The 24,980-nt window shown below is 64.1% G+C and carries 27 protein-coding genes and 2 pseudogenes; 15 read left to right on the top strand and 14 right to left on the bottom strand.

Going from position 1 to position 24,980, the window contains the following annotated elements; all coding sequences use genetic code 11:
• Nucleotide 1 precedes the first annotated feature (1 nt).
• Genes ACQY5A_RS25180 through ACQY5A_RS25170 form a run of 3 tightly spaced genes read right to left on the bottom strand, consistent with a single transcriptional unit; the run spans nucleotide 2 to nucleotide 1,148 of the window.
• Nucleotides 2–442 carry a nitroreductase family deazaflavin-dependent oxidoreductase gene (locus tag ACQY5A_RS25180; protein ID WP_428342956.1) on the bottom strand — a complete coding sequence of 147 codons (441 nt, stop codon included), beginning with the start codon at nucleotides 440–442 and terminating at the stop codon, nucleotides 2–4.
• A 23-nt stretch (nucleotides 443–465) separates the two neighbouring features.
• On the bottom strand, nucleotides 466–786 hold the full coding sequence (locus tag ACQY5A_RS25175; protein ID WP_428342955.1) for a barstar family protein: 321 nt from the start codon (nucleotides 784–786) through the stop codon (nucleotides 466–468).
• Nucleotides 783–1,148, bottom strand: coding sequence for a ribonuclease domain-containing protein (locus tag ACQY5A_RS25170; RefSeq protein WP_428343335.1), 366 nt, complete (start codon nucleotides 1,146–1,148; stop codon nucleotides 783–785). Before ACQY5A_RS25170 ends, ACQY5A_RS25175 begins: the two co-directional genes overlap by 4 nt.
• 227 nt (nucleotides 1,149–1,375) lie before the next feature.
• Here ACQY5A_RS25170 and ACQY5A_RS25165 point away from each other — a divergent pair, with 227 nt between their 5' ends.
• Together ACQY5A_RS25165 and ACQY5A_RS25160 are read left to right on the top strand one after the other, a co-directional pair.
• Nucleotides 1,376–2,161: an aldolase gene (locus tag ACQY5A_RS25165; protein ID WP_428342954.1), complete on the top strand. Its 786-nt coding sequence runs from the start codon at nucleotides 1,376–1,378 to the stop codon at nucleotides 2,159–2,161.
• A 28-nt stretch (nucleotides 2,162–2,189) separates the two neighbouring features.
• Nucleotides 2,190–2,285 (top strand): annotated as a pseudogene (locus ACQY5A_RS25160) (dihydrodipicolinate synthase family protein); the annotation flags it as partial.
• An 81-nt stretch (nucleotides 2,286–2,366) separates the two neighbouring features.
• Here the strand turns inward: ACQY5A_RS25160 and ACQY5A_RS25155 are convergent.
• Complete coding sequence (locus tag ACQY5A_RS25155) at nucleotides 2,367–3,392, bottom strand: fused (3R)-hydroxyacyl-ACP dehydratase subunits HadA/HadB (protein WP_428342953.1); 1,026 nt, start codon at nucleotides 3,390–3,392, stop codon at nucleotides 2,367–2,369.
• A 147-nt stretch (nucleotides 3,393–3,539) separates the two neighbouring features.
• Here ACQY5A_RS25155 and ACQY5A_RS25150 point away from each other — a divergent pair, with 147 nt between their 5' ends.
• Both ACQY5A_RS25150 and ACQY5A_RS25145 read left to right on the top strand, forming a co-directional pair.
• Nucleotides 3,540–4,181: a TetR/AcrR family transcriptional regulator gene (locus ACQY5A_RS25150; protein WP_428342952.1), complete on the top strand. Its 642-nt coding sequence runs from the start codon at nucleotides 3,540–3,542 to the stop codon at nucleotides 4,179–4,181.
• Between the two features lie 402 nt (nucleotides 4,182–4,583).
• Entirely contained in the window at nucleotides 4,584–4,898 is a 315-nt protein-coding gene (locus tag ACQY5A_RS25145; protein WP_428342951.1) for a hypothetical protein, read from the top strand.
• Here ACQY5A_RS25145 and ACQY5A_RS25140 read toward each other — a convergent pair.
• Nucleotides 4,881–5,921, bottom strand: a complete 1,041-nt coding sequence (locus tag ACQY5A_RS25140) for a DUF4331 family protein (RefSeq protein WP_428342950.1) — start codon at nucleotides 5,919–5,921, stop codon at nucleotides 4,881–4,883. The genes ACQY5A_RS25145 and ACQY5A_RS25140 overlap by 18 nt on opposite strands.
• 427 nt (nucleotides 5,922–6,348) lie before the next feature.
• Here ACQY5A_RS25140 and ACQY5A_RS25135 point away from each other — a divergent pair, with 427 nt between their 5' ends.
• A complete protein-coding gene (locus tag ACQY5A_RS25135; RefSeq protein WP_428342949.1) occupies nucleotides 6,349–7,290 on the top strand; it encodes an NAD(P)H-dependent flavin oxidoreductase in 942 nt (313 codons plus the stop codon).
• Here the strand turns inward: ACQY5A_RS25135 and ACQY5A_RS25130 are convergent.
• Nucleotides 7,264–8,097: an alpha/beta fold hydrolase gene (locus tag ACQY5A_RS25130; protein WP_428342948.1), complete on the bottom strand. Its 834-nt coding sequence runs from the start codon at nucleotides 8,095–8,097 to the stop codon at nucleotides 7,264–7,266. The genes ACQY5A_RS25135 and ACQY5A_RS25130 overlap by 27 nt on opposite strands.
• 204 nt (nucleotides 8,098–8,301) lie before the next feature.
• Here ACQY5A_RS25130 and ACQY5A_RS25125 point away from each other — a divergent pair, with 204 nt between their 5' ends.
• Nucleotides 8,302–8,913, top strand: coding sequence for a TetR/AcrR family transcriptional regulator (locus ACQY5A_RS25125; RefSeq protein WP_428342947.1), 612 nt, complete (start codon nucleotides 8,302–8,304; stop codon nucleotides 8,911–8,913).
• A 13-nt stretch (nucleotides 8,914–8,926) separates the two neighbouring features.
• Here the strand turns inward: ACQY5A_RS25125 and ACQY5A_RS25120 are convergent, their stop codons facing one another.
• Nucleotides 8,927–11,854 (bottom strand): RND family transporter, encoded by a 2,928-nt coding sequence (locus ACQY5A_RS25120; RefSeq protein WP_428342946.1) that lies wholly within the window; start codon nucleotides 11,852–11,854, stop codon nucleotides 8,927–8,929.
• Nucleotides 11,851–12,231: an MmpS family transport accessory protein gene (locus tag ACQY5A_RS25115; protein ID WP_428343334.1), complete on the bottom strand. Its 381-nt coding sequence runs from the start codon at nucleotides 12,229–12,231 to the stop codon at nucleotides 11,851–11,853. Before ACQY5A_RS25115 ends, ACQY5A_RS25120 begins: the two co-directional genes overlap by 4 nt.
• A gap of 448 nt (nucleotides 12,232–12,679) precedes the next feature.
• On the opposite strand from ACQY5A_RS25115, the gene ACQY5A_RS25110 reads away from it, so the two are divergent.
• Together ACQY5A_RS25110 and ACQY5A_RS25105 are read left to right on the top strand one after the other, a co-directional pair.
• Entirely contained in the window at nucleotides 12,680–12,910 is a 231-nt protein-coding gene (locus tag ACQY5A_RS25110; RefSeq protein WP_428342945.1) for a ferric uptake regulation protein, read from the top strand.
• 319 nt (nucleotides 12,911–13,229) lie between these two features.
• Complete coding sequence (locus ACQY5A_RS25105; RefSeq protein ID WP_428342944.1) at nucleotides 13,230–14,975, top strand: diguanylate cyclase domain-containing protein; 1,746 nt, start codon at nucleotides 13,230–13,232, stop codon at nucleotides 14,973–14,975.
• Nucleotides 14,976–14,979: 4 nt separating this feature from the next.
• Here the strand turns inward: ACQY5A_RS25105 and ACQY5A_RS25100 are convergent, their stop codons facing one another.
• Nucleotides 14,980–15,783, bottom strand: coding sequence for a HugZ family protein (locus tag ACQY5A_RS25100; protein ID WP_428342943.1), 804 nt, complete (start codon nucleotides 15,781–15,783; stop codon nucleotides 14,980–14,982).
• A gap of 96 nt (nucleotides 15,784–15,879) precedes the next feature.
• Between ACQY5A_RS25100 and ACQY5A_RS25095 the strand changes: the two genes are divergently transcribed.
• The 4 genes from ACQY5A_RS25095 to ACQY5A_RS25080 all read left to right on the top strand — a co-directional run bounded on the left by ACQY5A_RS25095 (nucleotide 15,880) and on the right by ACQY5A_RS25080 (nucleotide 18,688).
• Nucleotides 15,880–16,707, top strand: coding sequence for an LLM class F420-dependent oxidoreductase (locus ACQY5A_RS25095; protein ID WP_428342942.1), 828 nt, complete (start codon nucleotides 15,880–15,882; stop codon nucleotides 16,705–16,707).
• Nucleotides 16,708–16,784: 77 nt separating this feature from the next.
• Nucleotides 16,785–17,684 (top strand): class I SAM-dependent methyltransferase, encoded by a 900-nt coding sequence (locus ACQY5A_RS25090; protein ID WP_428342941.1) that lies wholly within the window; start codon nucleotides 16,785–16,787, stop codon nucleotides 17,682–17,684.
• Nucleotides 17,685–17,709: 25 nt separating this feature from the next.
• Nucleotides 17,710–17,901 carry a hypothetical protein gene (locus tag ACQY5A_RS25085; protein WP_428342940.1) on the top strand — a complete coding sequence of 64 codons (192 nt, stop codon included), beginning with the start codon at nucleotides 17,710–17,712 and terminating at the stop codon, nucleotides 17,899–17,901.
• Between the two features lie 4 nt (nucleotides 17,902–17,905).
• Nucleotides 17,906–18,688: an alpha/beta fold hydrolase gene (locus ACQY5A_RS25080; RefSeq protein WP_428342939.1), complete on the top strand. Its 783-nt coding sequence runs from the start codon at nucleotides 17,906–17,908 to the stop codon at nucleotides 18,686–18,688.
• A gap of 17 nt (nucleotides 18,689–18,705) precedes the next feature.
• Here the strand turns inward: ACQY5A_RS25080 and ACQY5A_RS25075 are convergent, their stop codons facing one another.
• The gene (locus ACQY5A_RS25075; protein WP_428342938.1) at nucleotides 18,706–19,002 is read right to left on the bottom strand and encodes a hypothetical protein; all 297 of its coding nucleotides are present in this window, start codon (nucleotides 19,000–19,002) and stop codon (nucleotides 18,706–18,708) included.
• A 274-nt stretch (nucleotides 19,003–19,276) separates the two neighbouring features.
• Between ACQY5A_RS25075 and ACQY5A_RS25070 the strand changes: the two are divergent.
• Both ACQY5A_RS25070 and ACQY5A_RS25065 read left to right on the top strand, forming a co-directional pair.
• Nucleotides 19,277–19,582: pseudogene (locus ACQY5A_RS25070) on the top strand (sulfotransferase family protein); the annotation flags it as partial.
• Complete coding sequence (locus ACQY5A_RS25065) at nucleotides 19,579–20,430, top strand: alpha/beta fold hydrolase (protein WP_428342937.1); 852 nt, start codon at nucleotides 19,579–19,581, stop codon at nucleotides 20,428–20,430. The pseudogene ACQY5A_RS25070 and the gene ACQY5A_RS25065, both read left to right, overlap by 4 nt.
• 82 nt (nucleotides 20,431–20,512) lie before the next feature.
• Here ACQY5A_RS25065 and ACQY5A_RS25060 read toward each other — a convergent pair whose 3' ends face one another.
• Nucleotides 20,513–21,082 carry a helix-turn-helix domain-containing protein gene (locus tag ACQY5A_RS25060; protein ID WP_428342936.1) on the bottom strand — a complete coding sequence of 190 codons (570 nt, stop codon included), beginning with the start codon at nucleotides 21,080–21,082 and terminating at the stop codon, nucleotides 20,513–20,515.
• A 70-nt stretch (nucleotides 21,083–21,152) separates the two neighbouring features.
• On the opposite strand from ACQY5A_RS25060, the gene ACQY5A_RS25055 reads away from it, so the two are divergent.
• Entirely contained in the window at nucleotides 21,153–22,085 is a 933-nt protein-coding gene (locus tag ACQY5A_RS25055; RefSeq protein ID WP_428342935.1) for a TauD/TfdA dioxygenase family protein, read from the top strand.
• Nucleotides 22,086–22,250: 165 nt separating this feature from the next.
• Here the strand turns inward: ACQY5A_RS25055 and ACQY5A_RS25050 are convergent, their stop codons facing one another.
• From ACQY5A_RS25050 to ACQY5A_RS25040, 3 genes are read right to left on the bottom strand one after another with little or no spacing between them, the layout of a single operon-like run.
• Nucleotides 22,251–23,267 (bottom strand): NAD(P)/FAD-dependent oxidoreductase, encoded by a 1,017-nt coding sequence (locus tag ACQY5A_RS25050; protein WP_428342934.1) that lies wholly within the window; start codon nucleotides 23,265–23,267, stop codon nucleotides 22,251–22,253.
• Nucleotides 23,264–23,773: an isoprenylcysteine carboxyl methyltransferase family protein gene (locus ACQY5A_RS25045; protein WP_428342933.1), complete on the bottom strand. Its 510-nt coding sequence runs from the start codon at nucleotides 23,771–23,773 to the stop codon at nucleotides 23,264–23,266. The genes ACQY5A_RS25050 and ACQY5A_RS25045 overlap by 4 nt, the downstream gene beginning before the upstream one ends.
• 7 nt (nucleotides 23,774–23,780) lie before the next feature.
• Nucleotides 23,781–24,887 carry a type III polyketide synthase gene (locus ACQY5A_RS25040; protein WP_428342932.1) on the bottom strand — a complete coding sequence of 369 codons (1,107 nt, stop codon included), beginning with the start codon at nucleotides 24,885–24,887 and terminating at the stop codon, nucleotides 23,781–23,783.
• Between the last annotated feature and the right edge of the window lie 93 nt (nucleotides 24,888–24,980).

The raw sequence follows: 24,980 nt of genomic DNA, 5'->3' as shown, positions 1-24,980 counted from the left end.
TTCAGGTGCGCAGCTCGCAAATCACCACCGGAATTTCACGGTCGGTCCGCTGCTGATAGCCGGCGTAGCCCTTATATGCGGCAACGATCTTCGGCCATAGCTCGGCCCTTTCCGCGGCGTCGGCTGTCCGCGCGTGAATCGTGTGGCGTTCGCCATAAATCACCAACTCGGCGTCGGGACGCGATTGGAGATTTCGGTACCAGTCAGGGTGGCGATCGTCGCCGCCCTTCGACGCGACGAGCACCACGCGGTGGGCGTCGTGCACCGGTGCGGTCAGATAACAGGACCGAGGAAGCCCTGATTTGCGGCCCGTCGTGTGCAGCTCCACCGCTGGCATCCCAAACGGGTTGGACAGCAATCGGTTACCGCTGAGTTTCAGGATCAGCCGGTGGCCCTGGTTCATCAGTTTGGCGGAGGCGTCCGCGAGGGTGTTGCGGTTCATGGCCACGCTTTCTCGAAGGGTTGTCACTCAGTTTTCAACGGTACCCCCGCGTCGCGAAAGACCTCCCGTATCGCATCGAACATCGTCCGCTGCCCGTGGCGCGCAGCGTCGAGGTAGCGCCGTGACAGCGCACTGTGTTGCCATTCGAACTCGAAAGGATGGTGCTCGGGAGTCCCGAATCCGCCCCGCAGGCAGTCAGCCAACGCGTCGAGATTGCGACCGAAGTATCCGCCGGGGCCGTTGACAGCTGACCCGATCTCACGGTAGAAGTCCTTGACGGACTTGATCTTTCGGCCATCTATGCGGTAGACCACCGGCCGGCTTTCGGCGGGCTCTCGCGTCATCGTTGCCTTCCCGCGTCAGTGATCAGACAAAACGAGTCGTAGTGGTCGCCGGTGTAGAAGTACTGACTCGGATCGGCCAACGGTGTTCCACCGGTCACGATGCGTCGCACAGACCGGTCTCGGGCACGCGGCGTGATCACGGTGTACTCGTGGTAGTACCCCGTGTGCTGTTTGGGCAGATGGCCCTCGTGGTTGGTGAACACCTCGCCGTCACTGCGCGGGAACGGAAACGGACCGCCCGCGTGGATGCGTCGCACAGTGTCGACCACCTCGCGCGGCAGAGTGGTCATCGGGCAAATTGATTCGCCGACTCCGCCAGCGGTGGCCGGTGCCGGCTCTGGGTGATCCGTCCGCGTCAGCATCCATCCGCCGACGACGACGATCAGCGCACACAGCGCGACGACTGCGAGCCCGCGTCGATTCACCTGCACCCCCTCGCTGCTGCACCGGCCTACCGCGGCACCTGCCGAAATGTACTCCAGCACGTGCGCCTTTCGGGCCCGCCGAATCGTCGGGCAAGATAAGCGGGGAGATCGAGGCGTTCCCGCCCGTCCCCGTCGCTTGATTGTCGATCCGGAGGTGTTCTCGAGTGGGTGCCACATTCAATGACGCCAAAGAAGACCTCAAACGGCGCTCGCTCGACGCGATGGAGCAACATTTCGGCGACAGCGCGTGGACGCTGCGGCAGAAACTGGCACTGACTTGCCGTGCCTTGTTCGACGCGGGACACGACTCGGGACTCGCCGGGCAGATCACCGCTCGGGCGGAGCAGCCCGGCACTTTCTACACCCAGCAACTCGGCCTGGGGTTCGACGAAATCACCGACGCCAACCTGCTTCTGGTCGACGAGGACCTCAACGTCGTTTCCGGTGATGGTATGGCCAACCCCGCCAACCGCTTTCACTCGTGGATCTATCGCGCCCGCCCCGATGTGCAATGCATTGTGCATACGCATGCGTTTCACGTTGCCGCGCTATCGATGCTCGAAGTGCCGCTGGTGGTTTCCCACATGGACACCACACCCCTGTACGACGACTGCGCATTTCTGCCGGCCTGGCCCGGCGTCCCGGTAGGCAATGAAGAAGGCGAGATCATCAGCGCCGCACTGGGCCAGAAGAAAGCGGTACTGCTGGCACACCACGGACAGGTCATCGCCGGGGCGAGCGTCGAAGAGGCTTGCTCGCTGGCGGTGCTGATCGAACGCGGCGCCAAACTGCAACTGGCCGCGATGGCCGCCGGCACGATCAAGCCACTGCCCGAAGAACTCGCTCGCGAGGCCCACGACTGGGCTCTGACTGCCAAACGCAGCCAGGCCAACTTCGCCTACTACGCGCGACGCGCCCTCGCGCGTCACCCCGACGCTCTCTCCGAATAGCGCCGCTTCGCCCACCGAGGAGACCATCGTGACGCCGGCAATCCATGGCATCATCGCCTACCCAATCACGCCGTTCGGCTCCGATGGCAACGTGGAGACTGCCACGCTGAGCGCTCTCGTCGAAAAGCTGTTCGCCGCAGGGGTTCACGCCGTCGCGCCGCTCGGCAGCACCGGCGAAGCGCGTATCTCACCGAAGCCGCCCTGGTCAGCTGAAGCGCACACCCAGCGTTGCCATGCCGAAGATCTTCTTGCCTTCGGCTTTCGCGGTCACGATGACGACACCCGATCGGGTCTCCGGGTCCAAAGACTTTATTCTGCCGCCGAATTCGATGTCGCAACCTTCTCTGGCCGACACGATCGCCGGAGCCGACAGCCGCACCGCGTAGCGGGTGACTGCGCCGGGGTCGCCCGTCCAGGTCGAGGCGAACCCGGCGCCCAAACCCATCGTGAGCATCCCGTGGGCGATCACGTCGGGCAGGTTGGCCAGCCTGGCGATGCCCTCGTCCCAGTGAATCGGATTGGCGTCGCCAGCCACACCGGCGTAGTTGACCAGGTCGCCGCGCGTCAGTCGGGCGTGGCGCGCCGGTAGTTCGTCGCCGACCTTCACGTCGTTGAACGACGCCGTCCCCGGTGTGCGGGTGAGGCCTTCATCGGCAAACCGGACCTCGCCGTCGGGCCGCACCGTCTTTTCGTAGTCGTGTTCGCCGATCCCGAAGATGTCGACGTCGTGCATCATCGCGTTCTGCACGGCACTCTTGATCGCCGGATCCACGTCCGCGGCGGTGACGCCGACGACGGTGGTGTGCAAGGTGTGCACTCGCTCGCCGGCCGCGTCGGTGAACGTATTGGTCACGGTGATCAGGTCCCGGCCGGCCATCCGGCGCACCGACGTCAGCTCGACGTCGACCGTCAGTTCGTCGCCCGCGACGATCGGGCGGTGCTGCTCGAACAACTCCTCGGTCTGCATATAGGTGTCGTAGCCGACGACGATCTGCTCGAACATCCTGCGATTACAGGTCATGCCGGGCGTCGAGGTGAATGTCAGCGGGGCGATCAGATCCGGGTAACCCAGCTGCGCGGCCGCGTCGACGTCCCAGTGAGCGGGGTGATAGTCCTGCACCGCGCGGGCGTACTCGCGGAGCTTCTCGCGGCCGACGAGGTACGTGCCGTCCATCTCGTAGTGATGGCCGATCCGCGCCTCTAGTACCGACGAATCTGCTGGTGCAGTCATGACTTGCTCAACTTTTCTACCGACTTGTTCGCTGAAGCCGACCGAATGACATTAACGCGCGGGTAGAGCAGCACCTAAAGCGTGGGCGACGAATTCGGGGATTAATACTGCTCAGGGGCCTTGGCTTGCCCGCAGTAGCATGTTTCTGTGCCCACAAACTCTGAGGAGCCCGCCGCGCGGCGACAGGGGCGTGGGGCAGATACGCGAGCACGCATCGTTCGAGCGGCTGCCGAATTGATGTACGTCAAAGGGGTGGCAGCCACCAGCGTGGAGGAGATTCTCGCTGCCAGCACGGCGGGTAAATCGCAGTTTTATCAGCATTTCAACAGCAAAGATGAACTGGTTCAGGACGTCATTGCCTTGCGTGCCGAAGAAATCCTGACGAAGCAGACGCTGCGACTGGGGAAGCTCGACTCCTTTCGCGGCCTCCAGCAATGGCGGAATGCGATCGTCCAGAGCAACGCCCTGCGCCGCGGCGCCTGGGGCTGCACGCTCGGATCGCTGGCGGGCGAACTTTCAGATGTCAATGACGCGGCCCGGGTAGCGCTGGCAAAGCATTTCGACGAATGGGAGCAGTTGCTGGCCGATGCCTTCGTGCGGATGCGTCAGAGCGGAGTACTGCGTGACGACGCCGACGCCCATCTGCTGGCAATCGGGGTGATGGCAGCGCTCCAAGGCGGCTACCTGCTGGCTCAAACCGCACACGACTCGCGGCCGATGGAAGTCGCGTTGGACATGGCCATCGATCACGTCCGCACCTTCGAGGTGGGCCCCGATCTATCGGCGTGACTCCGCCTACCGGTCGACGCGTAAACACGTTGCATGCCTGATTTTGACGCAATTGTACTGCTCCGTACATATACACTGTTAACAGCTTCGCTCAAGCCCGTATCTGTCTATCTGTATGTACTTGACAGTACAAGGACGGGGACAGACACTCATGACGTTGCTCGCATCGCGATCAACGAGGAAGGTATGGCTTGGTCATCGCCATCGCACGGTTCGCCGCAATGAAGTTCACTACCGCTCTCTTGTTGGCGGTCGAACCTTGGTCGCCCAAACTGTCCGTGTTCGGCCGGCGCACTGGCCGTCTCTTTTTCTAAACACCTTGTCGTTCATGCTCACCACGCCTGGCATCGGATAAGCGTCGGCCGCGGATTTTCCGTCCTGTCGGCAATCGGGGAGTTTCTAGTGAAAGATATTGCGCTGCTTGGTCTGTCAGATCGGGCGCTAAGACAAGCGTGCCTGCTTCATCCTGAAGGCGAGTTCGACGGCTTCCGCCAGCCGAACGGGTCCCTGCGTCGCACCGATCAGTTTGCTGATCTTTTCGGTGTCGATCGTCTGACCGCCAGCGCCCCAACTGCCCTCGGGTATCTCGATGACGACAACGTGAAGACGCATCAGCCACGACGGCGCGATGGTGATGTTCTCGCGCTGCATGACGCTGCCGTCGTCTCCCAGAATGTCGACGAATGCTTTTTGCGGTTCCTATTTCCCTCCGCGTGACGGATGTGTCGTGGGCCTGCCCGGGGCCGCGGGCAGAAGATATGGCCATTCGGTGGCAAATCGCGCTGGGTCGGGACGGATTCCGGTGCTCAGTGGAGCGTTGACTAGCAGGGTCAGCATGACGTCCATAACGTTGTCGTTCAGCGCTCGTCCGTTGAACCCCGCGAAGTCAAACGATGCGGCAGTACCCAATTCGTAAGGCAGGGAGAAGGATCCGAACAGCTCAGCAACTCGGCGCGCGTATGCTGACGGATCGGTGGCGGCGCCGCTGGCGGTCACATAACGGGTGACAGTGTCGACGGTACTCGAGACGAAGGCGGCTTCGTCTTCCGGCGGCGCAGCGCGGTTGAACTGTTCACGCAGCTCGTCGTCGCGCAGAAAGATGTGAGTGAACAAGGGCAAGCCCCACCGTGAGACCTGCTGGTCGGGTGCATGGCCGTGCAACGTCACCGTCGCCCACATATCCACACGCGGTGTCTGCGAGATCAGGTCGGTGGGTACCTCCACAACGATCGCGGCAACGGTGCGTTCGCGAAAGTAGTTGACGTGGTTGTCGAAGCTTGTTGGCCGATACTCACCGCGCTGCAGAGCGCCCTTGAACGCGTTGAGCGCGGCGGCGTCCCCGGCGAAAGGATCGTGAACGACGCCAGCGAAGGCCCGCACCCCGTCAGTGCCGGACGCGGACGCGCCAACAACTCCCGACGCCAGCACGTCACCGGCCTGACCGTGGCTGGCCTGCACGACTCGGCGCACGGTGAATGTTTGGACTGTGCCGTCGTCGGCGTTGCTCGAGCTGGCGAATTCAGCTGCGAAAGAGACGTTTTGATGTCTGTCGAGGTCGGTGTCGAAGTTAAATGTGTAGATCGCCTCGCCGCGGAAAGGCATGGCCGTCTCCGGTGTTGCCGCAGGATTCACGGTCAAGGCCATCACGGTCGTATCCGCTCCGCCGGCAAAGACGTACACATCGCACAAGTTCAGCCGAGGGTCTTCGCGACCCGTCGGACTGTCGAAGTGATGCGACACGTCGAAGCCCTTTCTCCGTCAGAGAACGCATGATGCGATGTACTACCAAGTACAGCATCGGAGCGTCCGGGTTGACAGTATTGCGGTTAAAGGCGGCCAGCTGCCGACTCGTCTGACAACATAATGTACCCGATGGTACATTTTGCGGCTTGCCGCGGACGGCTGGCCGCTCGGCAAACCGTTCTTCAACGGAAGTGAGGCCGACGTCGCTCGGCCCGTCGGACTAGCGCCCCGTGGCAGCGCCATCCGCGAAAGTGTAACTAGCGGTGGCGCGTCTCGAGAGATGCGCTGCTGGTTGCACTCTCGCGGCAATGCCTGCCTGATGGTGCGCGGCGCGGGCCAGGTCGACCAAGTTTTGGTTCGCGCGGACTCACCGCGCGAACCATCCCGCCTCAGTGCCGGCTGCGGCCTGGCAGACAATCAGGGCGTGACGAATCGCATCCAATCGCTCCTGAACGTTCGGTATCCCGTCGTCCAGGCGCCGATGACCTACATCGCCAGGGCCGAACTGGCCGCCGCTGTCTCCGAAGGCGGCGGTCTGGGGATGATCGAGACCCTGACCCCCGAAGGCCGCACCGACCTGCGCCGGGTGCGTGAGTTGACCAACCGTCCGGTCGCGGCGAATTTGATGATCCAAGGCTGGAAGCGCGATCCGTCGATCGTCGACGAACTGGTGGCCGCCGAGGTTCACCACGTCTTCACCTCCGCCGGCGATCCGGCTCTGTTCACGACCCGGCTGCACGATGCCGGCATGACCGTCATCCATGTCATCGGATCGCTGAAGGGTGCGATGAAGGCCGTTGACGCGGGCGTCGACGCCCTGGTGGTTGAGGGCGTGGAGGGCGGCGGGTTCAAGTCGGCCCTGGGTGCGTCGACATTGGTCCTGCTTCCCCTTGTCGCCGACAAAGTCGATCTGCCGATCATCGCGGCGGGCGGGATCTGCGACGCCCGGTCCGCCGCGGCGGCAGTCGTCTTGGGCGCCGAGGGTGTGCAGATGGGCACCCGCATGCTCGCCAGTCACGAAGCCTCCGTGCACGCCAACTTCAAGAACGAAATCATCGCGGCCGGCGATGACGGCACCGTGATGCTGGACCTGCCCGGCAACCCGACGATGCGGGTGCTGCGGACCGGGTTGGCGGCGCGCGCTGCTGCCGCCGAGCCCGGGTTACAGCTGCTCGGCCGGATCACCGATCTGTACTTCGATGGCGACATGGACGCCAGCGTCGCGAACACCGGTCAGGTGTCCTCGCGGATCATCGACCTGCAGCCGGTGTCGCAGATCGTCGAGCAGACGTGGTCGCAGATCGAGAAAGCCTTGAGCGACAGCCGATCCCGCCTGGACTTAGTGGGCGGCGAACCACTCGAGTAGCAGGTCGGCCAGCTTGTCGGGCTCTTCATCGGGAATCCAGTGCGAAACTCCAGGCATGATCTCGAACCGGTATTCCCCGTCCACATATCGGGCGGTGTTGTGGGCTGATTTGGGCATCAGCGCGGTGTCCCCATCGCTCCACACGTAAAGCGTTGGCACGGAGACTTTTTGGTTGATCGCGCGCGGACTGGACAGCGGCATCGCACGGTACCAGTTTATCGCGGCGGTCAGGGCTCCCGGTTCGCGCATCGCCTGCGCATCCCGCGCGGCCGCCGCCGGCGCCTGCCCGGCCTGCTGCAGCAGCTTGGACATCATGGCGCCGTTGCGCCACTTCATCGACCACTCCGGCACGCGCGGCAACTGGAAGAAATACATGTACCACGACGCCAGACCTTGACGACTGTTGGCGAACGACTTGATGAAGGCCGCAGGGTGCGGCACGGAGACCGGCGACACCGTCTTGAGCCGTTCGTGCATCTCCGCGGCCGCGGCCCACGCCACCGCGGCGCCCCAGTCGTGTCCGACCAGGTGCACCTGCTGCGCTCCGCTGGCGTCGATGAGTGCGCCGAGGTCGCCGACAAGTTCGGGTATGCGGTAGTCGCGGCGACGCGGCGGGCGGGCGCCCGATGAGTAGCCCCGCTGGTTGGGCGCCAGACAGCGGTAGCCCTGCGCGGTCAGGCGGTCTATGACGACGTCCCAGCTGTCGTTGTGTTGGGGGAAGCCGTGCAGCAACACAACGACGGGCCCGTCAGCGGGCCCGGCGTCGCGCACGTCGAAGGTCAGCCCGTTGTGGCGGTAGTGGTCCATTCGTCAAGAGTGCATGGGCGTTCGGAGACGTTGTACGCCGGGTCCGATGTCGTCACAAGACACTGACTCGCTACGGCCGGATGAAAGCCGTTCAACTCGGTGCGCGGCCCAATCTGTGAACTCGGCTCTAAACTCACGGCTGCGATGGATACTCACTCGGTGGGTACGGGGTCCAACCCAGGGTTCAGCTCAACGGGAAAGTCGTTGCCGCCCGACGACTGTCGTGAGCGGTTGATCGACGCGGCCTTGGAACTCTTCACGCGCCAGGGGTATGACGCCACCACCGCCGACCAGATCGCAGCCAGGGCCGCCGTATCGGATGCTGATTTCGCCAAATATTTCGTAGCGAAGGAGGCCGTCCTCATGTCGATCGTCGACGACATGGCGCAGGCAACGGCCGCCGCATTGAGAAACACGGCACGAGGCGGCGACCCGGAGCGCGCGTTGCTGAGCGCCACCGCTGTTTCGGTGACCGCAATCGTCGAAGGCCGGGGTGCTGTGCCGCTCGATCACCTTCTCGCCATGGCTCGGATCGTGAGCACAACGCGGAATTTGCACCGGACCGTTTCGGCCGCCCGGAGGCGAGTACTGACTGCGCCTCTCGCCGACTGGATGGGAGTCGATCCGACGAACCGTCGGCTTCAGCGCGCCCTGACTATGTGGTCGGCCGTCACCGCCAGCACCTACGTCACTGCCTTGGAGATGCCGGAAGATTATACGTCGCAAGGCGATAAACGGCTGCGGCAGCGGATGATGGCGTACCTGTCCGAAAGCTTTGGCGCTGTGATGGGGGTCGACCCGCAGAGTCCGGAGTGAGAGTCGGCCCTGTTCACGCCTCAGGCGGGACTTGCCGCGGCTGGTACAACAGTGCACGAACCAGCGGTCGCGGCCCGACAGAGCGAAGCATCTGACTGGCCGGGCGGACCCGGACCCGCTTCGGCCACCAGAACCAGCGTCCCATCACCGTCATGATCGACGGCGTGATCAGCGATCGGACGACGAAGGTGTCGAACAGCAGGCCGATGCCGATCGTCGTGCCGAATTGGCCGATCGCCCGAAGATCGCTGGTGATCATCGTGCCCATCGTGGCGGCGAACACGACGCCGGCGGCGGTCACCACCGGACCGGTGACACCCATGCCGCGGATGAGTCCCGTTTTGAGGCCGGCGCCGATCTCCTCCTCGATTCGGGACACCAGCATCAGGTTGTAGTCGGATCCCACCGCCAACAGCACGATCAATGCGAATTCGGTTGCCACCCAGTGCAACTGGAAGTTACCGAGGTGCTGCCAGATCAGTGTCGAGAACCCGAAGGCGGCCCCCAGCGACATCACGATCGTGCCGACGATGACGCCCGCAGCGACCAATGCTCGGGTGACGATCACCATGATGATGAAGATGAGCACGATCGAGGCGACCCCGGCGATCATCAGGTCGTACTTGGCGCCGTTGGCGATGTCGTAAAACGTTGCGGCCGTGCCGCCGAGGTAGATGTCGGCGTTCTCCAACGAGGTGAGCTTCAGCGCCTCCTTGGCCGCTTGACGCTCCTGCGGAACGGACGCGATTCCCTCGGCCGTCGCCGGGTCCACTGCGTGGGTGATGATGAAGCGGGCGGCCTTGCCGTCCGGCGACACCATCAAGCTCAGCCCGAACTGGAAGTCGGAGTTCTGGAAGATCTCGGGCGGCAGGTAGAACAGGCTCTCCACCCGAGAGTTGTTGAACGACTTGCCCATCACGGCGTTCGTATCGGTCAGACGATCGAACTGATCGATCAGACTGTCGAACGAGCTGTAGATGGTCAGCGTCGTATCGCGGATCGCTTTGGAGACAGCGATATTCTGCGGAATGATCGCCAGCAGTTCGTGGGTGGAGGCGGACGTGTGGGTGAGATCGCCGGCGAGATTGTGGATCTGCTCGGCGAGCTGATCGATGCCGTCGAGGGAGTCAAACAGCGACCGCATGGCAAAGCAGATCGGGATGTCATAGCAGTGCTTCTCGAAGTAGAAATAGCTGCGAATCGGCCGGTAAAAATCGTCGAAATTAGCGATATTGTCCCGGATGTCGTCGGTAATGGCCGCCGTCTTCGCCGCCGTTTTCGCGCTGTCGTCCGCGGCGTCGGCAAGCTCCTTGGTCACCTCGTACTGGCGCTCCAGCAGGGAAATCTGGGTGTCGAGGTAACCGACGATTTTCTTGATATCGGCGGTGCGATCCTTCAGGTAGCTGAGGTTGTCGCGGATCGGCGCGGTCTGCACACTGAGCTGGAACGGAATGGATCCGTCTTCGATCGGTGGGCCAAGCGGTCTGGTGATGCTCTGCACCCGTTCGATACCGGGCACCCGGAAGATGGCGCCGGCAATCTTGTCCAGGACCAGCATGTCGGTGGGATTGCGCAGATCGTGGTCCGATTCGACCATCAGCAGGTCCGGGTTCAGCCGGGCCTGGGTGAAGTGTCGGTCGGCGGCGTTGTACGCCTGCACTGATGAAGCGGAGTCCGGCAGGTAATACAGGTCGTTGTAGCGCGGAGTGAAGCCCATCAACCCCAGGGCGCCGACGGTCGCCAGGATGACCGAGATGGCGAGGATGGGTGCCGGCCACCGCACAATGGCTGTCGCCAGACGGCGCCACCGGGTGTAGTTGAACTCGCGCTTTGGGTCGAAAAGGCCGAAGCCGCTGGCGAACGCGATCAGCGCCGGCGTCAGGGTCACTCCAGCGGTCACTACGACCAGCAGACCCACTGCGCAGGGAACCGCAAGCGAACTGAAGTAGGGCAGCCGAGTGGCTTTCAGACAGAACAGCGCCCCGACAATCGTCAGACCCGAGCCCAGCACCACTTTGCTGACACCGGCGAACATGTCGTAGTAGGCGGCTTCGTGGTCCAGCCCCCGTTCGCGGCCCTCCTGGTAGCGGCCGACCATGAATATCGCGTAGTCGGTACCCGCCGCGATGGCCAGTGCCGTCAGCAGGTTGACGGCGAAAGTCGACAGCCCCATGATGCCGGTGTCGCCCAGCAGCGCCACCACGCCTCGGCTGGCGGCCAGTCCGACGAACAGGATGACCATCGTCAGTAGCACGGTGCCGATGGACCGGTAAACGAACATCAGCATGACCGCGATGATGATGATGGTGATGATCGTCATCTTGGCCAGGCTCGCGTTGCCGACCACGATCGTGTCGTCGGTCAGGGCCCCCTGACCGGCGACGAAAGCCTTCACCCCCGGTGGCGGCTTCGAATCCTCCACGATCGTGCGAACCGAATCCACCGACTTGTCGCCGACGGCTCCGCCCTGGTCGCCCTTCAGGTTGACCTGGACGTAGGCGGCCTTGTGATCGTAGCTCTCGACGCCCGAGGACGTGAATCGCTGCCCCCAGAAATTCAGCGCGTGCTCGACGTGATCCGTATCCTGCTTGAGCTTTGCGACCAGATCGTCGTAATACCGGTGCGCGTCCGGGCCGAGAGGCTTGTCACCGACCAGGGTCACCAGGACGAGGTTGTCGGAGTCGTACTCGTTGAATTTGTCTCCGATGTGCTTCATTCCGGTCACCGACGGCGCGTCGGACGGCGAGAGCGGCACCGAGACTTCCTCGGCAACCTTCTCCAGCTGCGGGACGAAGACGTTGACGCCGACCGCCAACAGCACCCAGATGATGACGATCGGCAGCCCCAATATGCGGATGGAGCGGGCCAGTCGCGGTTTGTGCTCAACTTCGGTGCGCTGCGTGACGGGGATCTGGTCTGTGTCGCTCGTCTCTTCGCTCACGCGGACTTGTCCAAGCAGGAAACCTGCGCGTTCCGGGTGTTGGCCTGCTGCTGATCGACCAGCTTGCCGTCGACGGTGATCCGGCAGCCGAGGGACGGGCTGTCACCTTGGGCGATGACATAGGCGAAGATGCCGGGCATCGCGGCGACGATCGTCGTCGACCACGGCAGCGTCGTGAAGCTGGCCTTCTGCGGTAGTGACTCCGCGTCCATCCAGTTCACAACCCCGGTTGTCCCGGGCGGTCCCAGGATTTCGTAGATGGCGGTTTTGGGGGCGTACGGCGGGGTCGCATCCCGGGGGTCAGGCTTGGGCAGACCGGGCCCGGGAAAGACGCCGTTGAGTCGCATCACAGCGACGCCCCCGATTATCAATGCCAAGACCACGACCAGCGGAACCCATGCCAGTTTGAGAATCCTCAACGCCGTGACCTCCGACTTCGCATAGGAATCCTCGGTAGGCTGATATTAAGACAAATCCTGGTGCGCGCCACCGCAGGCCGAACGCCCTCATGACGGGGTTCATTCCCGTGGTGCATCGCGTTGAAGCCGCGTCGCCCGCCCCGGGCCGCAGGCGTACAGACCGTGGCGCCGATATGCCTGACCGTGGCCTGCTGGTCGCCGACCCGGTCGGAATGGTCGCGCATCGCGTTGGCAACGGCTGTGGGGCGAGAAGCGATCGCCGCTGAATTACTTTGGCAAGGTATGTAATTCGCTGTGGCCGATGATGCTTCCTATTGCACGCCAGGCGTTTCCGGAGCCGATTGATCGTTAGTGAACGTCGTGAAAAAAGCCCCGATTGGCGGCCACGGCGCGTAATCTGAAGAGCATGGCTATCGGGATCAAAGCCAAGATCAAGATCAAGACCTGCGTGCATTGCGGCCACCGGTTCGAAGCGCACGACCAACAGCGCGACCTGTCTGATCCGTATTGGCTACCAGCCGCATCGAACTACTGCTCGCCTGATTGCAGCGACCGCTACCACCTCGAGATGGTGCATTGCTGTTCAACCCACATGAAGGAAAAGGCTCGGCGCGAAGCCGCCAGGGCGACGCGATAATCGGCGCTTTCTTCACATAGTTACGCTCGCCACCATTGGCGGCGGATTGCTCATTGGGTGGAGCATGAGAATTTGTGCGCAAGTACGACATTCAGACAAGCGAATCGGGGAGCTAAAAGTCGGTCCTTCCGGCCAGCGAGATGCTTTGGTCAGTGGATTCGAGGCCGTTTGGTTGCGCGCGTAGCTCAGAGATCCGAGTGCGATCGCGCAGCCGGTAATTTAAGAAAATGTTTTTTCGGTGTGACTGTCGTGCCCGAACCTCTTAATCTGCATTGAGCAGCACTAGTGGTAATGCTGCCGATTGAAGACCGTGGGGCAGATGGACACTCAACTCAGCGCGCCCATCGCCGGGCGAACTGAGGACGCGTCCGGCAATTCAGGCATGTCACTGGGATCCGATGCTGAACAGCGCTACCAGTGGCTTCTCGACCACAGCCCGGTGGGTATCTGCGTCCACGTCGACGGGCGCTATGTCTACGTCAACCAGGCGTTGGTACGGAGTTTGGCGGCTGAATCGGCCGATCAACTCTTGGGGCGCCGCGTCGCGGATTTCCTGCATCCGGATTCGCAGGCTGCGGTGCGTGACTACGTCGAGGCGCGCCGGTACGAAGGCGACGCGACGCCGGCTCTGGAAATCACCGTTCTTCCGCTGGACGGATCGACTCTCACCGTCGAGGCGCTCGGTATTCGCACGCGGTGGCAGGGCAAGCCGGCCCACAAGGTGATCTTTCGGGCTCTCAGCGCGCAGAAGGCCGTCGAGGCTGGTCTGCGTTTTCAAGCGGCGCTGGTCACTCATGTCAGCGATGCCGTCATCGCCACCACCGCCCACGGCGAGATCACCAGTTGGAATCCGGCGGCCGAGGCCATCTACGGCAGCTCGGCCGCGCGCGCGTTGGGGCTTCCGGTCGGCGAGGTGGTCGGCGCCGCCCTGGATCCGGCGCGCATCGCCGCCTGCGGGGGAGTCGAACACGCTATTCACCGTGCCGCCGACGGTTCCGCGCTGACCATGCGGGTGTCGGTGTCACCGATGAGCGACGGGTATGTCGTGCTGTGCGCCGACCAAACCGCGCTCCGGCGCGCAGAGCAGCACTTCCAGACGGTGGTGCGCTCTTTGGAAGAAGGCGTGGTTGTCAGCAGCGCCGGCGGAGGCGTGGAATTCGTGAACCCCGCCGCGCTGCGAATCATGGGAGTACCGGAGAACGGTATCGATGCCGTCGAGTTCGCCAAGCTGGCGACGGTGTCGATCTACGACGGTGACGGCGCACTCCTGAGCCGCGACCAGAGACCCGTATTGGAAACGCTCACCGCCAGCCCCCGCCACGGCGCCGTCTACGGCGTCGACCGACTCTCCGACGGCCAGCGGATATGGGTGTCGGTGAACTGGTCGCTGCTGGACCCCACTGATCCCGTCCGTTCGTCGGTGCTGGTTTCGTTCGTCGACATCACCGAAAGCCACAACGCCCACCAGCGGCTGCTGCACCAGGCAAACCACGATCTGCTGACCGGGTTGCCCAACCGCGCACGTGTGCTCGAGGTGATGACCGACTCCATCGGAGCCGCTCAGCGTTTGAGCGCAGTGCTTTTCATCGATTTCGACAACTTCAAAGCGATCAACGATGCGTTGGGCCATCACGCCGGTGACACCGTCCTGCAGATCGCGGCGCAGCGCCTTGATGCCGCGTTGCGTACCGAAGACGTGGTCGGACGGGTCGGTGGCGACGAGTTCGTGGCGCTGCTGGCCGCACGCCTACAACCCGCAGAGGTGGACCACCTGGCCAGGCAGCTGCACGCGGCCCTGTCAGAGCCCATCGCCGTCGATCGCCAAAATGGTTCGGCTGCAGCACGTTACGTTTGGATCAGCGCCAGCATTGGCCTGGTTACCGTGCGTCCCGACGACAGTCGCAGTGCCGAGGACATTCTCCGCGACGCGGACCTGGCGATGTACCAGGCCAAGAGAACGGGGCAGGCAATGACCCGCTACGTCCCGACCACTGCTCGCAAGCCGCTCCGTCGGGCGGCCATCGACCGACTGCGGGCTCGCGGTCGCCGGAGTACCGATACGTGAGCGCCTACCGTGCGGCGTTGGCCGCGTCGGTCAAATCTGCAGTGGCAGAACGTAATTGGGCAGCAGAATGTAATGCGTCCGGGAAGCCGACCCGGGTGTAGGCGACGCCGCGCAAGGTGTGCACGCGGAGGTCGAGGCCGTAGCGATCGATGCCGGTACACACCGCGGTCTCGGTGTCGGGATACCCACCGAACGCCCGGGCCATCGACACGAGCGCGTCGGCGTGATCGGCGTTGAGGTGTGCGATGGCGCGTGCCGCCGCGGGCGTCACCGGATCCGATTCGGCGGCAAGGTAATTCGCGCCGGTAGCCGAGTCCATCCGGCCGTATCCACCCACCCAGCGCACCCGATCGACCCCGAGCACCCACAGGGTGAAGTCGCTGTACTCGATGTAGAACCGCGCACCGGGAACCGCCTCCAGATACGCCGCTCGCGCAGCGTCCCGGTCCGCGCCGACGGGCGACACGACAACGCCGGCCAGCGTGATCCTGGCGGTCGCCAGCGGGTCGACGTCGCTGCTCGCCGCCACAATCGACACGCTGGCACGCGGGTCGTTGGCCAGGTTGCGGCCGTGCTCGGCAAGATTGGACACACACAGCACCGGCGCGCCGCCCATCAGTCCGTAGGCCACCAGCGACGCCCAGGGATCGCCGTCGGCGGTCAGGGTGGCCAGCGTTGCCGCGTTGGCGCCGGCCGCGATGGTACGAGCCTGCTCCGCCGCCGACGGCTGCGCGGCAATGGACACCGGCTGCAGCGGCGGCGGGACCGAAGGCGCGTCTCCGACATCGCCGTGATCGCGAATCACCACAGTCCGCAGCCTACGGAATAAGGCCGCCGGTCGGCGCAGTTGCACTGCGCGCTGTCAAAAAACTTGGCGGGCAGTCGGGTGCGGGAGGAAGCGTCGATGCGTTTAGGTGTGTTCACATTTTTCAATGCCTCCGGCATCGGCCCGGTCGACCTGGCAGTCGCACTCGAGACGCGCGGGTTCGGATCGCTGTTCGTCGCCGAGCATTCCCACATCCCGGCCGACACGAAGACTCCGTATCCAATGGGCGGCCCGATTCCGCCGCAGTATTACCGAACGCTGGATCCGTTTGTGTCGTTGACTGCTGCGGCGGTGGCCACCGAGTCACTGCTCGTCGGCACTGGCATCGCACTGGTCACGCAACGCGACCCGATCCACACGGCCAAAGAAGTCGCCTCCCTGGATCTTGTGTCGCAGGGCCGCTTCCTGTTCGGTGTGGGCGTGGGCTGGTTGCGCGAGGAGATCGCCAACCACGGTGTCGACCCGCGGGTGCGTGGTCGAGTCATGGACGAGCGGCTGCGTGCCATGATCGAGATCTGGACCAAGGAAAAGGCCGAGTTCCACGGCGAGTTCGTCGACTTCGACCCCATCTACAGTTGGCCCAAGCCGCTGACGAAGCCGCACACACCGCTCTACGTCGGCGGTGGTCCGGCGAACTTCTCCCGCATCGCCGACCTCGGCGCCGGCTGGTTGTCGCTGAGTCCTTCTGCCGATGCGCTCGCCAGTGACCTGGCGAAGCTACGCGAGATCGCCGAGCCCGACGTGCCGGTGATCGCCTCCCACGTCGGGAAGGTGACGGCCGCCGTCCTGGCGGGCTACCGCGATCTCGGTATCGACCACGTCACCGTCGAGTTGCCGACTCTGCCTCGCGACGAGTCGCTCCGTCACCTCGACGCGCTGCACAGGGAATATGCCAAGCTGACCTAACTTTTCGAATTCCGGGCCACTCCGTGATATGATTAACTAGACTAAGTAAATTGTTCACGCAGAAGGTGCTGGTGAAAATGGCTCGTACGGACAGGGACTCGTGGGATCTGGCATCCAGTGTCGGCGCGACCGCAACCGCAGTCGCAGCTTCACGAGCAATGGCCTCGCGAAACCCCGATGCGCTGTTGAACGACCCGTGGGCGGACCCGCTGGTCCGCGCGGTTGGCATCGACACCTTCGTCAAACTGATCGATGGACAGATCGAGCACGGTGACGATCCGTTGCTCAATCGCCGCGCGATGAACGAGCAGATCACCGTGCGCACCCGATTCTTCGACGACTTCTTCGTGCAGGCAACTGAGGCGGGGATTCGCCAGGCCGTGATCCTGGCGTCGGGTTTGGACACCCGGGCCTACCGCCTGCCGTGGCCGAGTGGCACGAATGTCTTCGAAATCGATCAACCCCAGGTCATCGAGTTCAAGACGCGCACGCTTGCTGACCTCGGTGCCGCACCGACCGCTCAACGGACCACGGTCGCCATCGACTTGCGCGAAGGCTGGCCGGCGGCACTGCGCGAAGCCGGATTCGACCCGCAGCAACCGACCGCCTGGAGCGCCGAAGGTCTGCTGGTGTACTTGCCGCCGGCGGCCCAGGACCGCTTGTTCGACAACATCGTTGCCCTCTCGGCCCCCGGTAGCCGGATCGCCACCGAACACATGGACATGCGTAATGTTCCCGCGGATTGGGCCGAGCGACTCACCGAGCGTTCGAAACGGATCGGCTCGAATATCAACCTGGCCGAACTGTTCTACACCGGCGACCGCAACCCGGCCGCCGACTATCTCGGAGCGCACGGCTGGCGAACGGACATCAAGACGACCGAACAGGCCTACGCCGCCCACGGTTTCGAAGTGCCCGACGACGAGCTGGCATCCTTCGGTAGTGGATCTGGTTACCTGACAGCCGCTTTGGGCTAACAGCCGCGACGGATATCATCCAGCGATGACCGTCGAGGAATTCGTCCACTCGCACCGGGCCACCGGCCCGCTCAAGCTGCGGGTTTTCGGTTCGCCGGGTCCGTCCGGTACGGCACCGCGGTGCTGCCCCTGCACCGCGGTGCTGCCCCTGCACGGGGCGCGTGGCGGGGCTCGCTCTGAAAATGCGGCAGTACTCGATGTTTCGCTGACAGGATAGGCAGATGCCGTTCGCACCGGTCAATGGCCAGAGGTTGTTCTTCGAGGACGGCGGCGGCGACAAGCCGGTCGTCGTCTTCAGCCACGGCAACCTGATGAACCGGTGGATGTGGGCCCCACAGATCGAGGCTCTACGCACCGAGTTTCGTTGTCTCGTATGGGATGAGCGCCTCCACGGACTCACCGAAGACGACCATGGCTTGTACTCCTACTGGGACTCGGCCACCGATCTGCTGGGCTTGATGGATCATCTCGATATCGACCGCGCAGCCTTGGTCGGACATTCGCAGGGCGGATTCTTGTCGCTTCGCGCAGCCCTGCTCGCACCCGAGCGGACCACGGCGCTGGTCCTGATCGATACCTCAGGGGCGGCTTGGCCGCCGGAGGCGTTAGCTCAAATGCAGGGCATCAGTGAAGGATTCCGCACCGGCGGCCCGGATGCGGTCGCCGCGGGTCTCCTCGACATGCTGCTCAGCGACCCGGAAATTCACGACGACTGGCTTCGGTCCTGGCGTCAGCAGCCCAATGATCGACTGGCAGATGCGGTCAAGGTGCTGATGGGTGTCGACGACATCGCCGCGCGTCTCGGTGAAATCTCTCAGCCGGTGTTGGTCGTGCACGGCGAGGCCGACGAGCCGGTGCCTGTGCAGCTCGGGCGCATGCTCCGAGATGCCCTGCCACATGCCGTCGACCTGGTGGTGGTGCCAGGCGCCGGTCACACGCCAAGTCTGACACATGCCGATCAGGTCAATCCGGCCCTGGCGGCGTTTCTACGCCAATATGCTTGAGCCATAGCGGATTCGGGTCAGTGGCGCAGCGTGTTCAGCCTGTCCTCCACCTGGAGCGCCCGCAGAGTTTGCGCTGCCGTCTCGTAGCCCTTCACCACGCCCTCCAACCGCGCGGTGGAGCCGTCGAAGCACGCCCAGTCGAAGACGGCCTGGCAGACATGGTCAGCCAGGTTCCGCAAGATCCCGTCTCGAGGAGGGTTGTCGATGACCCTGATCGCGGCCGCACACAGCGCGCCCTTGTCGACGTCATCGATCCGTAAAGCCTGGTGAGCCAGCGACATGAGTTCGCGGGCATTGTCACCCTCGAAATCCATAAAACTCCTTGCCCATCATCGATTCTCGACCCTGTGCTGTCGATCGGCCGAACGGTAAAGGTAGCTGAGCAACGGGCACGTACCGGCCACGGTGAGGTCACAGAGCTACATCGGAACTCGCTCGCCACGAAGCGCACAGTCGTACGGTAACGCCATGCCTGACGATGTCGCGGAGCTGGAATCGGTCGGTGCATGGCAGTTTTTCCAGGACATGCTGCGCGATATGACCACCGTCGTCACTGAGGATGCCGAATCCGAACGCGAGTTACTCGAGGGCCTGCGGGTTGAGATGGCGCTGCGCGACAGCGGCGCGGTCCCGGACAATCGCATCATCGACGTCAAGTTCACCGACTTCATGAACGATCCCTGGGCCACTATCGGCGGGATCTATCAAGCGTTGGGCCGAGAGCTACGCCCAGATACCATGCAGCGGATGCGTGATTTCCTGGCAGCCCACCCGTCCGACGGTGGCCACGGTCGCTACACCTGGTCAGACACCGCCCTTGACGCCGGCGAGGTCTGCGAACGGGTGCGCCGGTACCGGGACCGGTACGACATCCCCATCGAGCAACTGCGATGAACGCGACCGAATGGATTGCCGAGAACGACAACTTGACCAGCCGGCGTGGCCACCGGATCGCTTACCGACGGCGCGGCGCAGGTCCCACTGCCCTTCTGCTGCACGGGTTTCCGACCTGGTCCTACGACTACGCCGAGATGGCGGCCGACTTGGCCGCCGACCACGATGTGATCACCCTGGATTTCCTCGGCTACGGCGCCTCGGACAAACTCGACCACTACGAGTATTCGGTGGCCGAATCCGCGGACACCGTCGAGGATCTCGTCGCGCATCTCGGGCTCACATCGGTGCGGCTGGTGGTCCACGACTACGGCGGAATCGTCGGTCAGGAACTTCTCGATCGCGCCAACCACGCTCAGCTGCCCTTCGGCATCGATGACGTCACCATGCTGAACTGCGGGATCGTCTACAGCGCCTATCGGCCGACCTGGATGCAGAAATTGCTGATCCTGCCGGTGGTCGGAAAGCTGTTGGCCGGCCGGGTCAGCGCCGGCCGGGTCCGCTCCGCGCTCGACGCGGTGCGCGGAACGCCGCTCAGCGACTCCGAATTCGACGACCTGTGGCTCGGCATGTCGAAAGACAACGGGCACAAGCTATCTCACCTATTGATCAAGTACAACGCCGAGCGGGCGATCCACCATCAGCGATGGGAGTCGGCGCTCGCCGACTGGACGCGCCCGCTTCATCTGGTGTGGGGACTAGACGACCCCGTGTCGGGCAGTCACGTTCTCGAGCAGGCGGTGAAAGTGTTGTCACGCGCAGTGGTCACGAAACTACCTGGGGTGGGCCACTACCCGTCGTCCGAAGCGCCGCACGCGGTGGCTGCGGCGGTGCGAGGCGCTCGCTGACGGGCCGCGCCGGCTTAGTCTCCGCGGTCTGCATGACAGCCAAATTAGCACGCATAGACAGAGTGGTCTGTTCGCGAGCGTGCTATTCAGCGGCAACGATTCTGGCGATCTGCTCAGCGACAGCCGTGCGGATCTCGTTGTCATCGAGATCCTGCAGCCCGAACGCCACCCGCAGAGTCGGCCCCATCAACCCCCATCCGACCTGGAGGGCCATGCCGTGCGCGGCCAGTAGTCGCGCCGTCCGATCATCGCTGTGATCGGGGCGTACCTGTTGAAGAAACGCCTCCATGCCCGGGAAGCGTTGCTGCAGTTCCTCGACGGGGAAGCCGTCGAGGGCCGAGCGCACCATGACGCGTGCCTGGAATTCGTAGGCGGATTCCAATTGCGGTTGCGAGGCCCCGGATGTCCGAAGGGCCGCGGCGCTGTCGGCGAGATGCTGCAGCGTCGCCGCCAGAAGTTGGCGCTTACTACCGAAGTGACGATGCAGCAGGCCGTGATTGACGCCGGCCCGGGCAGCGACCTCTCGAATCGAGGTTGCCGCCGGGCCCTTTTCGGCGAACAACTGGCTGGCCGCCTCGAGGACGGCCGCGCTGACCTTGTCTTTGCCCATTGGCTTCGCCGTGGTCGAAACCGTTGCCTCCGCTGTAGCCATCTGTGTACATTAGCTGACAACAGCCGGTGTAGTCAGCCGCCTACGCTTGAATGTCGACGAAGGAGCAGGGATGAGCAGTGACCTACGTGTGGTGCAGCTGGGCGAGAACATCGGGGCACGTGTCGACGGGGTGCGTCTGGGTGCTGTGCATGCCGAGACCGCGGCGGCGATCAATCACGCCCTGGTCACTCACAAGGTGATCTTCTTTCGCGGGCAGGATCACCTCGACGACGACGCGCACTATGAGTTCGCAGAAAGCCTGGGCGTTCCCACGACGCCACATCCGACGCTGAAGTTCGAGGGGAGCCGGGTGATGCGGTTGGAGTCCATCGCCGGTGGTGGCGCCAACCAGTGGCACACCGATGTCACGTTCGTCGACCGCCCACCGAAAGCGTCCATCTTGCGTGCGGTCGAGCTACCGCCCTGCGGCGGCACGACGACATGGGCTTCCACCGTTGCCGCCTACCAACAGCTTCCCCAGCCGCTAAAAGAGCTCGCGGAAAACCTGTGGGCCGTGCACAACAACGCATTTGACTACGCCCAGATCGACCCGGCCAAGCTGGCAGCGGTGACAGCCGACCCCGAGGCGATCGGGAAATACGCGTCCCAGTTTCACTCGACGCATTACGAGACGCAACACCCGGTGGTCCGGGTGCACCCGGAGTCAGGCGAAAAGTCGCTGCTGCTGGGCTCATTCGCCAAGTCCTTCGTCGGACTCAACGGCTCGGAGTTCCAGTCGCTGTACCGGATCTTCCAAGATCGGATCACCTGGCTGGAGAACACGATTCGGTGGAACTGGGAACTCGGCGATGTCGCAATCTGGGACAATCGCGCGACGCAGCACTACGCCGTCTCCGATTACGGCAATCAGCGCCGTGCGGTGCATCGCATCACGCTCGCCGGCGACATTCCGGTTAGTGTCAGCGGCGAGCGCAGCCGGGTGGTCTCCGGCGACGCCAGCGAGTATTCGATCGTCGACACTCCCAAACCGCTGGTCGCCTAGCGGTGACGCCGAGAGTGCAACTAGCGAAACGTTTCCCGAGAAGAGCTGCCGCTAGTTGCACTCTCGCGAGTCACCCGACGGATGGGAGGATGACTATCCATTTTCACCACCGGTTCCACCGTCAACGCCGATGGCGGATTCAATCAGGTCTGACGGCGGCAACTGCTACTGGGCAAGCAGATTCACGATGCCGGTGAACACCGCCGGCATGGCCACCGCGGCCGGCACGATGCGTGACCGGGCCGGCGCGAAGGCGCTGGCCTGCAGCAGAGCGGCGGTCAGCATCCGATAGCGCCGGGTCAGCTGACGCCACCGCCGGTCGTAATCGCCCGGTCGGCCGGCGAGGGCGCAATCCACCAGCGCTTCGGCCGCGCCGAACGCCAGCCCGAGGCCCTCGCCGGTGAGCGCGTCTACATAGCCGGCGGCGTCGCCGACCAGCAGCACGCGTCCTGCCGTGCGGCTGGAAACCTTCTGCCGCAGTGGGCCGGCCGCACGATCGGGTTCGTGGGGTTGGCCGTCGATCCGCGCACGCAGCGCGGGGAACTCCTCGAGGTGAGTGTCGAATCCGCCCCGGCTCGAGCTGAGCAGCGCGACACCCACGCAGTCGTCCGCGACCGGTGTCACGTACGCCTCGGCGCCGGCCGCCCAGTGCACCTCGACATGGTCGGTCCACGGTGCGATCTGCACGTGCCGGCGGATGCCCCAGCGCCGCGGGCCGGGACTGGTCTGTTCCAAGCCCAGCGACCGGCGGATGGGGGAGTGCAACCCGTCGGCCGCGGCCAGGTAGCGCGCGTTCCACCGCCCGGCGCGAACTCCGTTGGCGTCCTGGCTTATTCCGCGGATCTCGTCATGGACGATGTCGACGCCGGCTTCGACTGCCGCGTCGATCAGTGCACTGTGCAGCACGGTTCGGCGCACGCCGCGGCCGGTGCCGCGTTTGAACTTCGCGTCGACCTGGCGATCACCATCCCGGTAGCTGATGCCGCGGATCGGTTTACCGAGCGGATACACCTCGAGCCCCTGCAAATGGCGCAGCGTATGCGGCATCAGGCCTTCACCGCACGCTTTGCCGATCGGCCCCCGGCGCCGTTCGGCGACGACCACGTCCAGCCCGGCCCGGGCACCGTGAATCGCGGTGGCCAGCCCCGCCGGTCCGCCACCGACCACCAGGAGGTCGATCACGCGAGGCTCGCCAACGCGGCGTTCTCGACCCGGACCCGGGTCCTGAGTAGCCACGCGTTGAGCAACGAAAAGACAAGCGCGGTCAGCCATGCGGTGTGCACCAGCGGCAGTGCCACACCCTCGGTGATCACGGCGACGTAGTTTGGATGGGGTATCAGCCGGTACGGGCCACCGGTGACGCGACTGGCGCCCGGGATGACGATCACGCGGGTGTTCCACTGGTAGTCCAGCATGGTGATGCACCACCAGCGCAACACCTGCGCTGCCAGCACCAGCGCGAACATTGGCCAGCCAAGAGCTGGAATGAAGTTGCGGTGCAATGCGATTGGCTCGACGAGACAGCCGACCAGCAGGCTGAAGTGCAGCGCCACCATGGCCGGGTAGTGGCTGGCGCCGAACTCGATGCCGCCATGTGCCTTGCTGACGGCGCGATTTCGTTCGGCGACACGGACTTCGAAGAGCCGTTCGATGGCCACCGCGCCGACCAGCAGTGCATACCAGGTCATCGCGGGGTCACCGCCACCGCAGCATGACGAGCTCGGAGCAGAAGCCGGGCCCCATGGCCAGCATGACACCCGGGCTACCGGCCGGCGGCTGCTTGGCGATCGTGTCACGGAAGACGTGCAGCACCGACGACGACGACAGGTTGCCCACCTCGGCCAATGAGCGCCACGTCAATTCCAGTGCGTCGTCGGGTAACCCGAGCGAGGACACGATTGCCTCGATGACCTTGGGGCCGCCCGGATGACTCACCCATGCACCGACGTCGGCGATGTCCACCCCGTAGGTGGACAGCAAACCCGCGACATCGTCGGCCAAATATTGTTCAACGACGTTGGCCACATCCGGGGAGAGGATGAGGCCGAAACCGGTGGGGCCGATCTTCCAGCCCATGGTGTCCCGCGAGTCGGGGTAGAGGTGGCTGCGCGAACCGAGCACCTCCGGACCGCGAGCGCCGATCTGCTCGGCACGGCGTTTACCGACGGCGACAACCGCGGCGGCACCATCGCCGAACAGCGAGCTACCCACCAGGGAAGCCAGCGAGGGTGTCATCGCGGGAAAGGTGAGCGAGCATAGTTCGACGGACAGCAGCACCGCGACGTCGTCGGGCGCACCACGCAGATAGTCGTTGAGCCGTCCGACTCCGGCGGCACCAGCGACGCACCCCAGGCCGAACATCGGAACCCGTCGTACATCGGGGCGAAGGCCCAGCCGCGTGGCGATGCGGGCCTCCAGCGACGGCACCGCGAGGCCGGTGACGGTGGTTGACATCACCACGTCGACGTCCTCGGGCAGCAACCCGGCCTCGTCGAGCGCGGCGGACATTGCCGCACAACCGAGCTCGACCGCGTTCTCGATCCAGATGTCATTCGCGCGGCCGAAGTCGGTCAGCGAGGCGTACTGCTCGAGCGGCTGAACCAGGTAACGACTGTCGACTTTGGAACTTGCATGGAACTTACGCAGCAGATCCGCGTGATCCTTGAACGCCGGCAGCGCGGCGAGCATCTCGGTGATTTCGCTCTGCTCATAGCGATGCTCAGGCAGAGCGCCCTGCACGCCGGCTATGACGCTGCCGGCTTTGTGGGCCCCAAATTCGTTGCCGCTCAGACGTGCGCTCATTTTTTGCCCCTCCGTGGACGACGTGGTGTGTCGGCAACACTGCCGTTTCTGAAGCTGGGAGCTGTCGCTGCAACTGTGCTGCGACAGCCGGAC

The sequence above is a fragment of the Mycobacterium sp. genome (genome assembly GCF_965277065.1).
Taxonomy (GTDB): domain Bacteria; phylum Actinomycetota; class Actinomycetes; order Mycobacteriales; family Mycobacteriaceae; genus Mycobacterium.
Note: the sequence above shows the minus strand (reverse complement) of the source record. Positions and strands in the feature narration are given on the sequence as shown.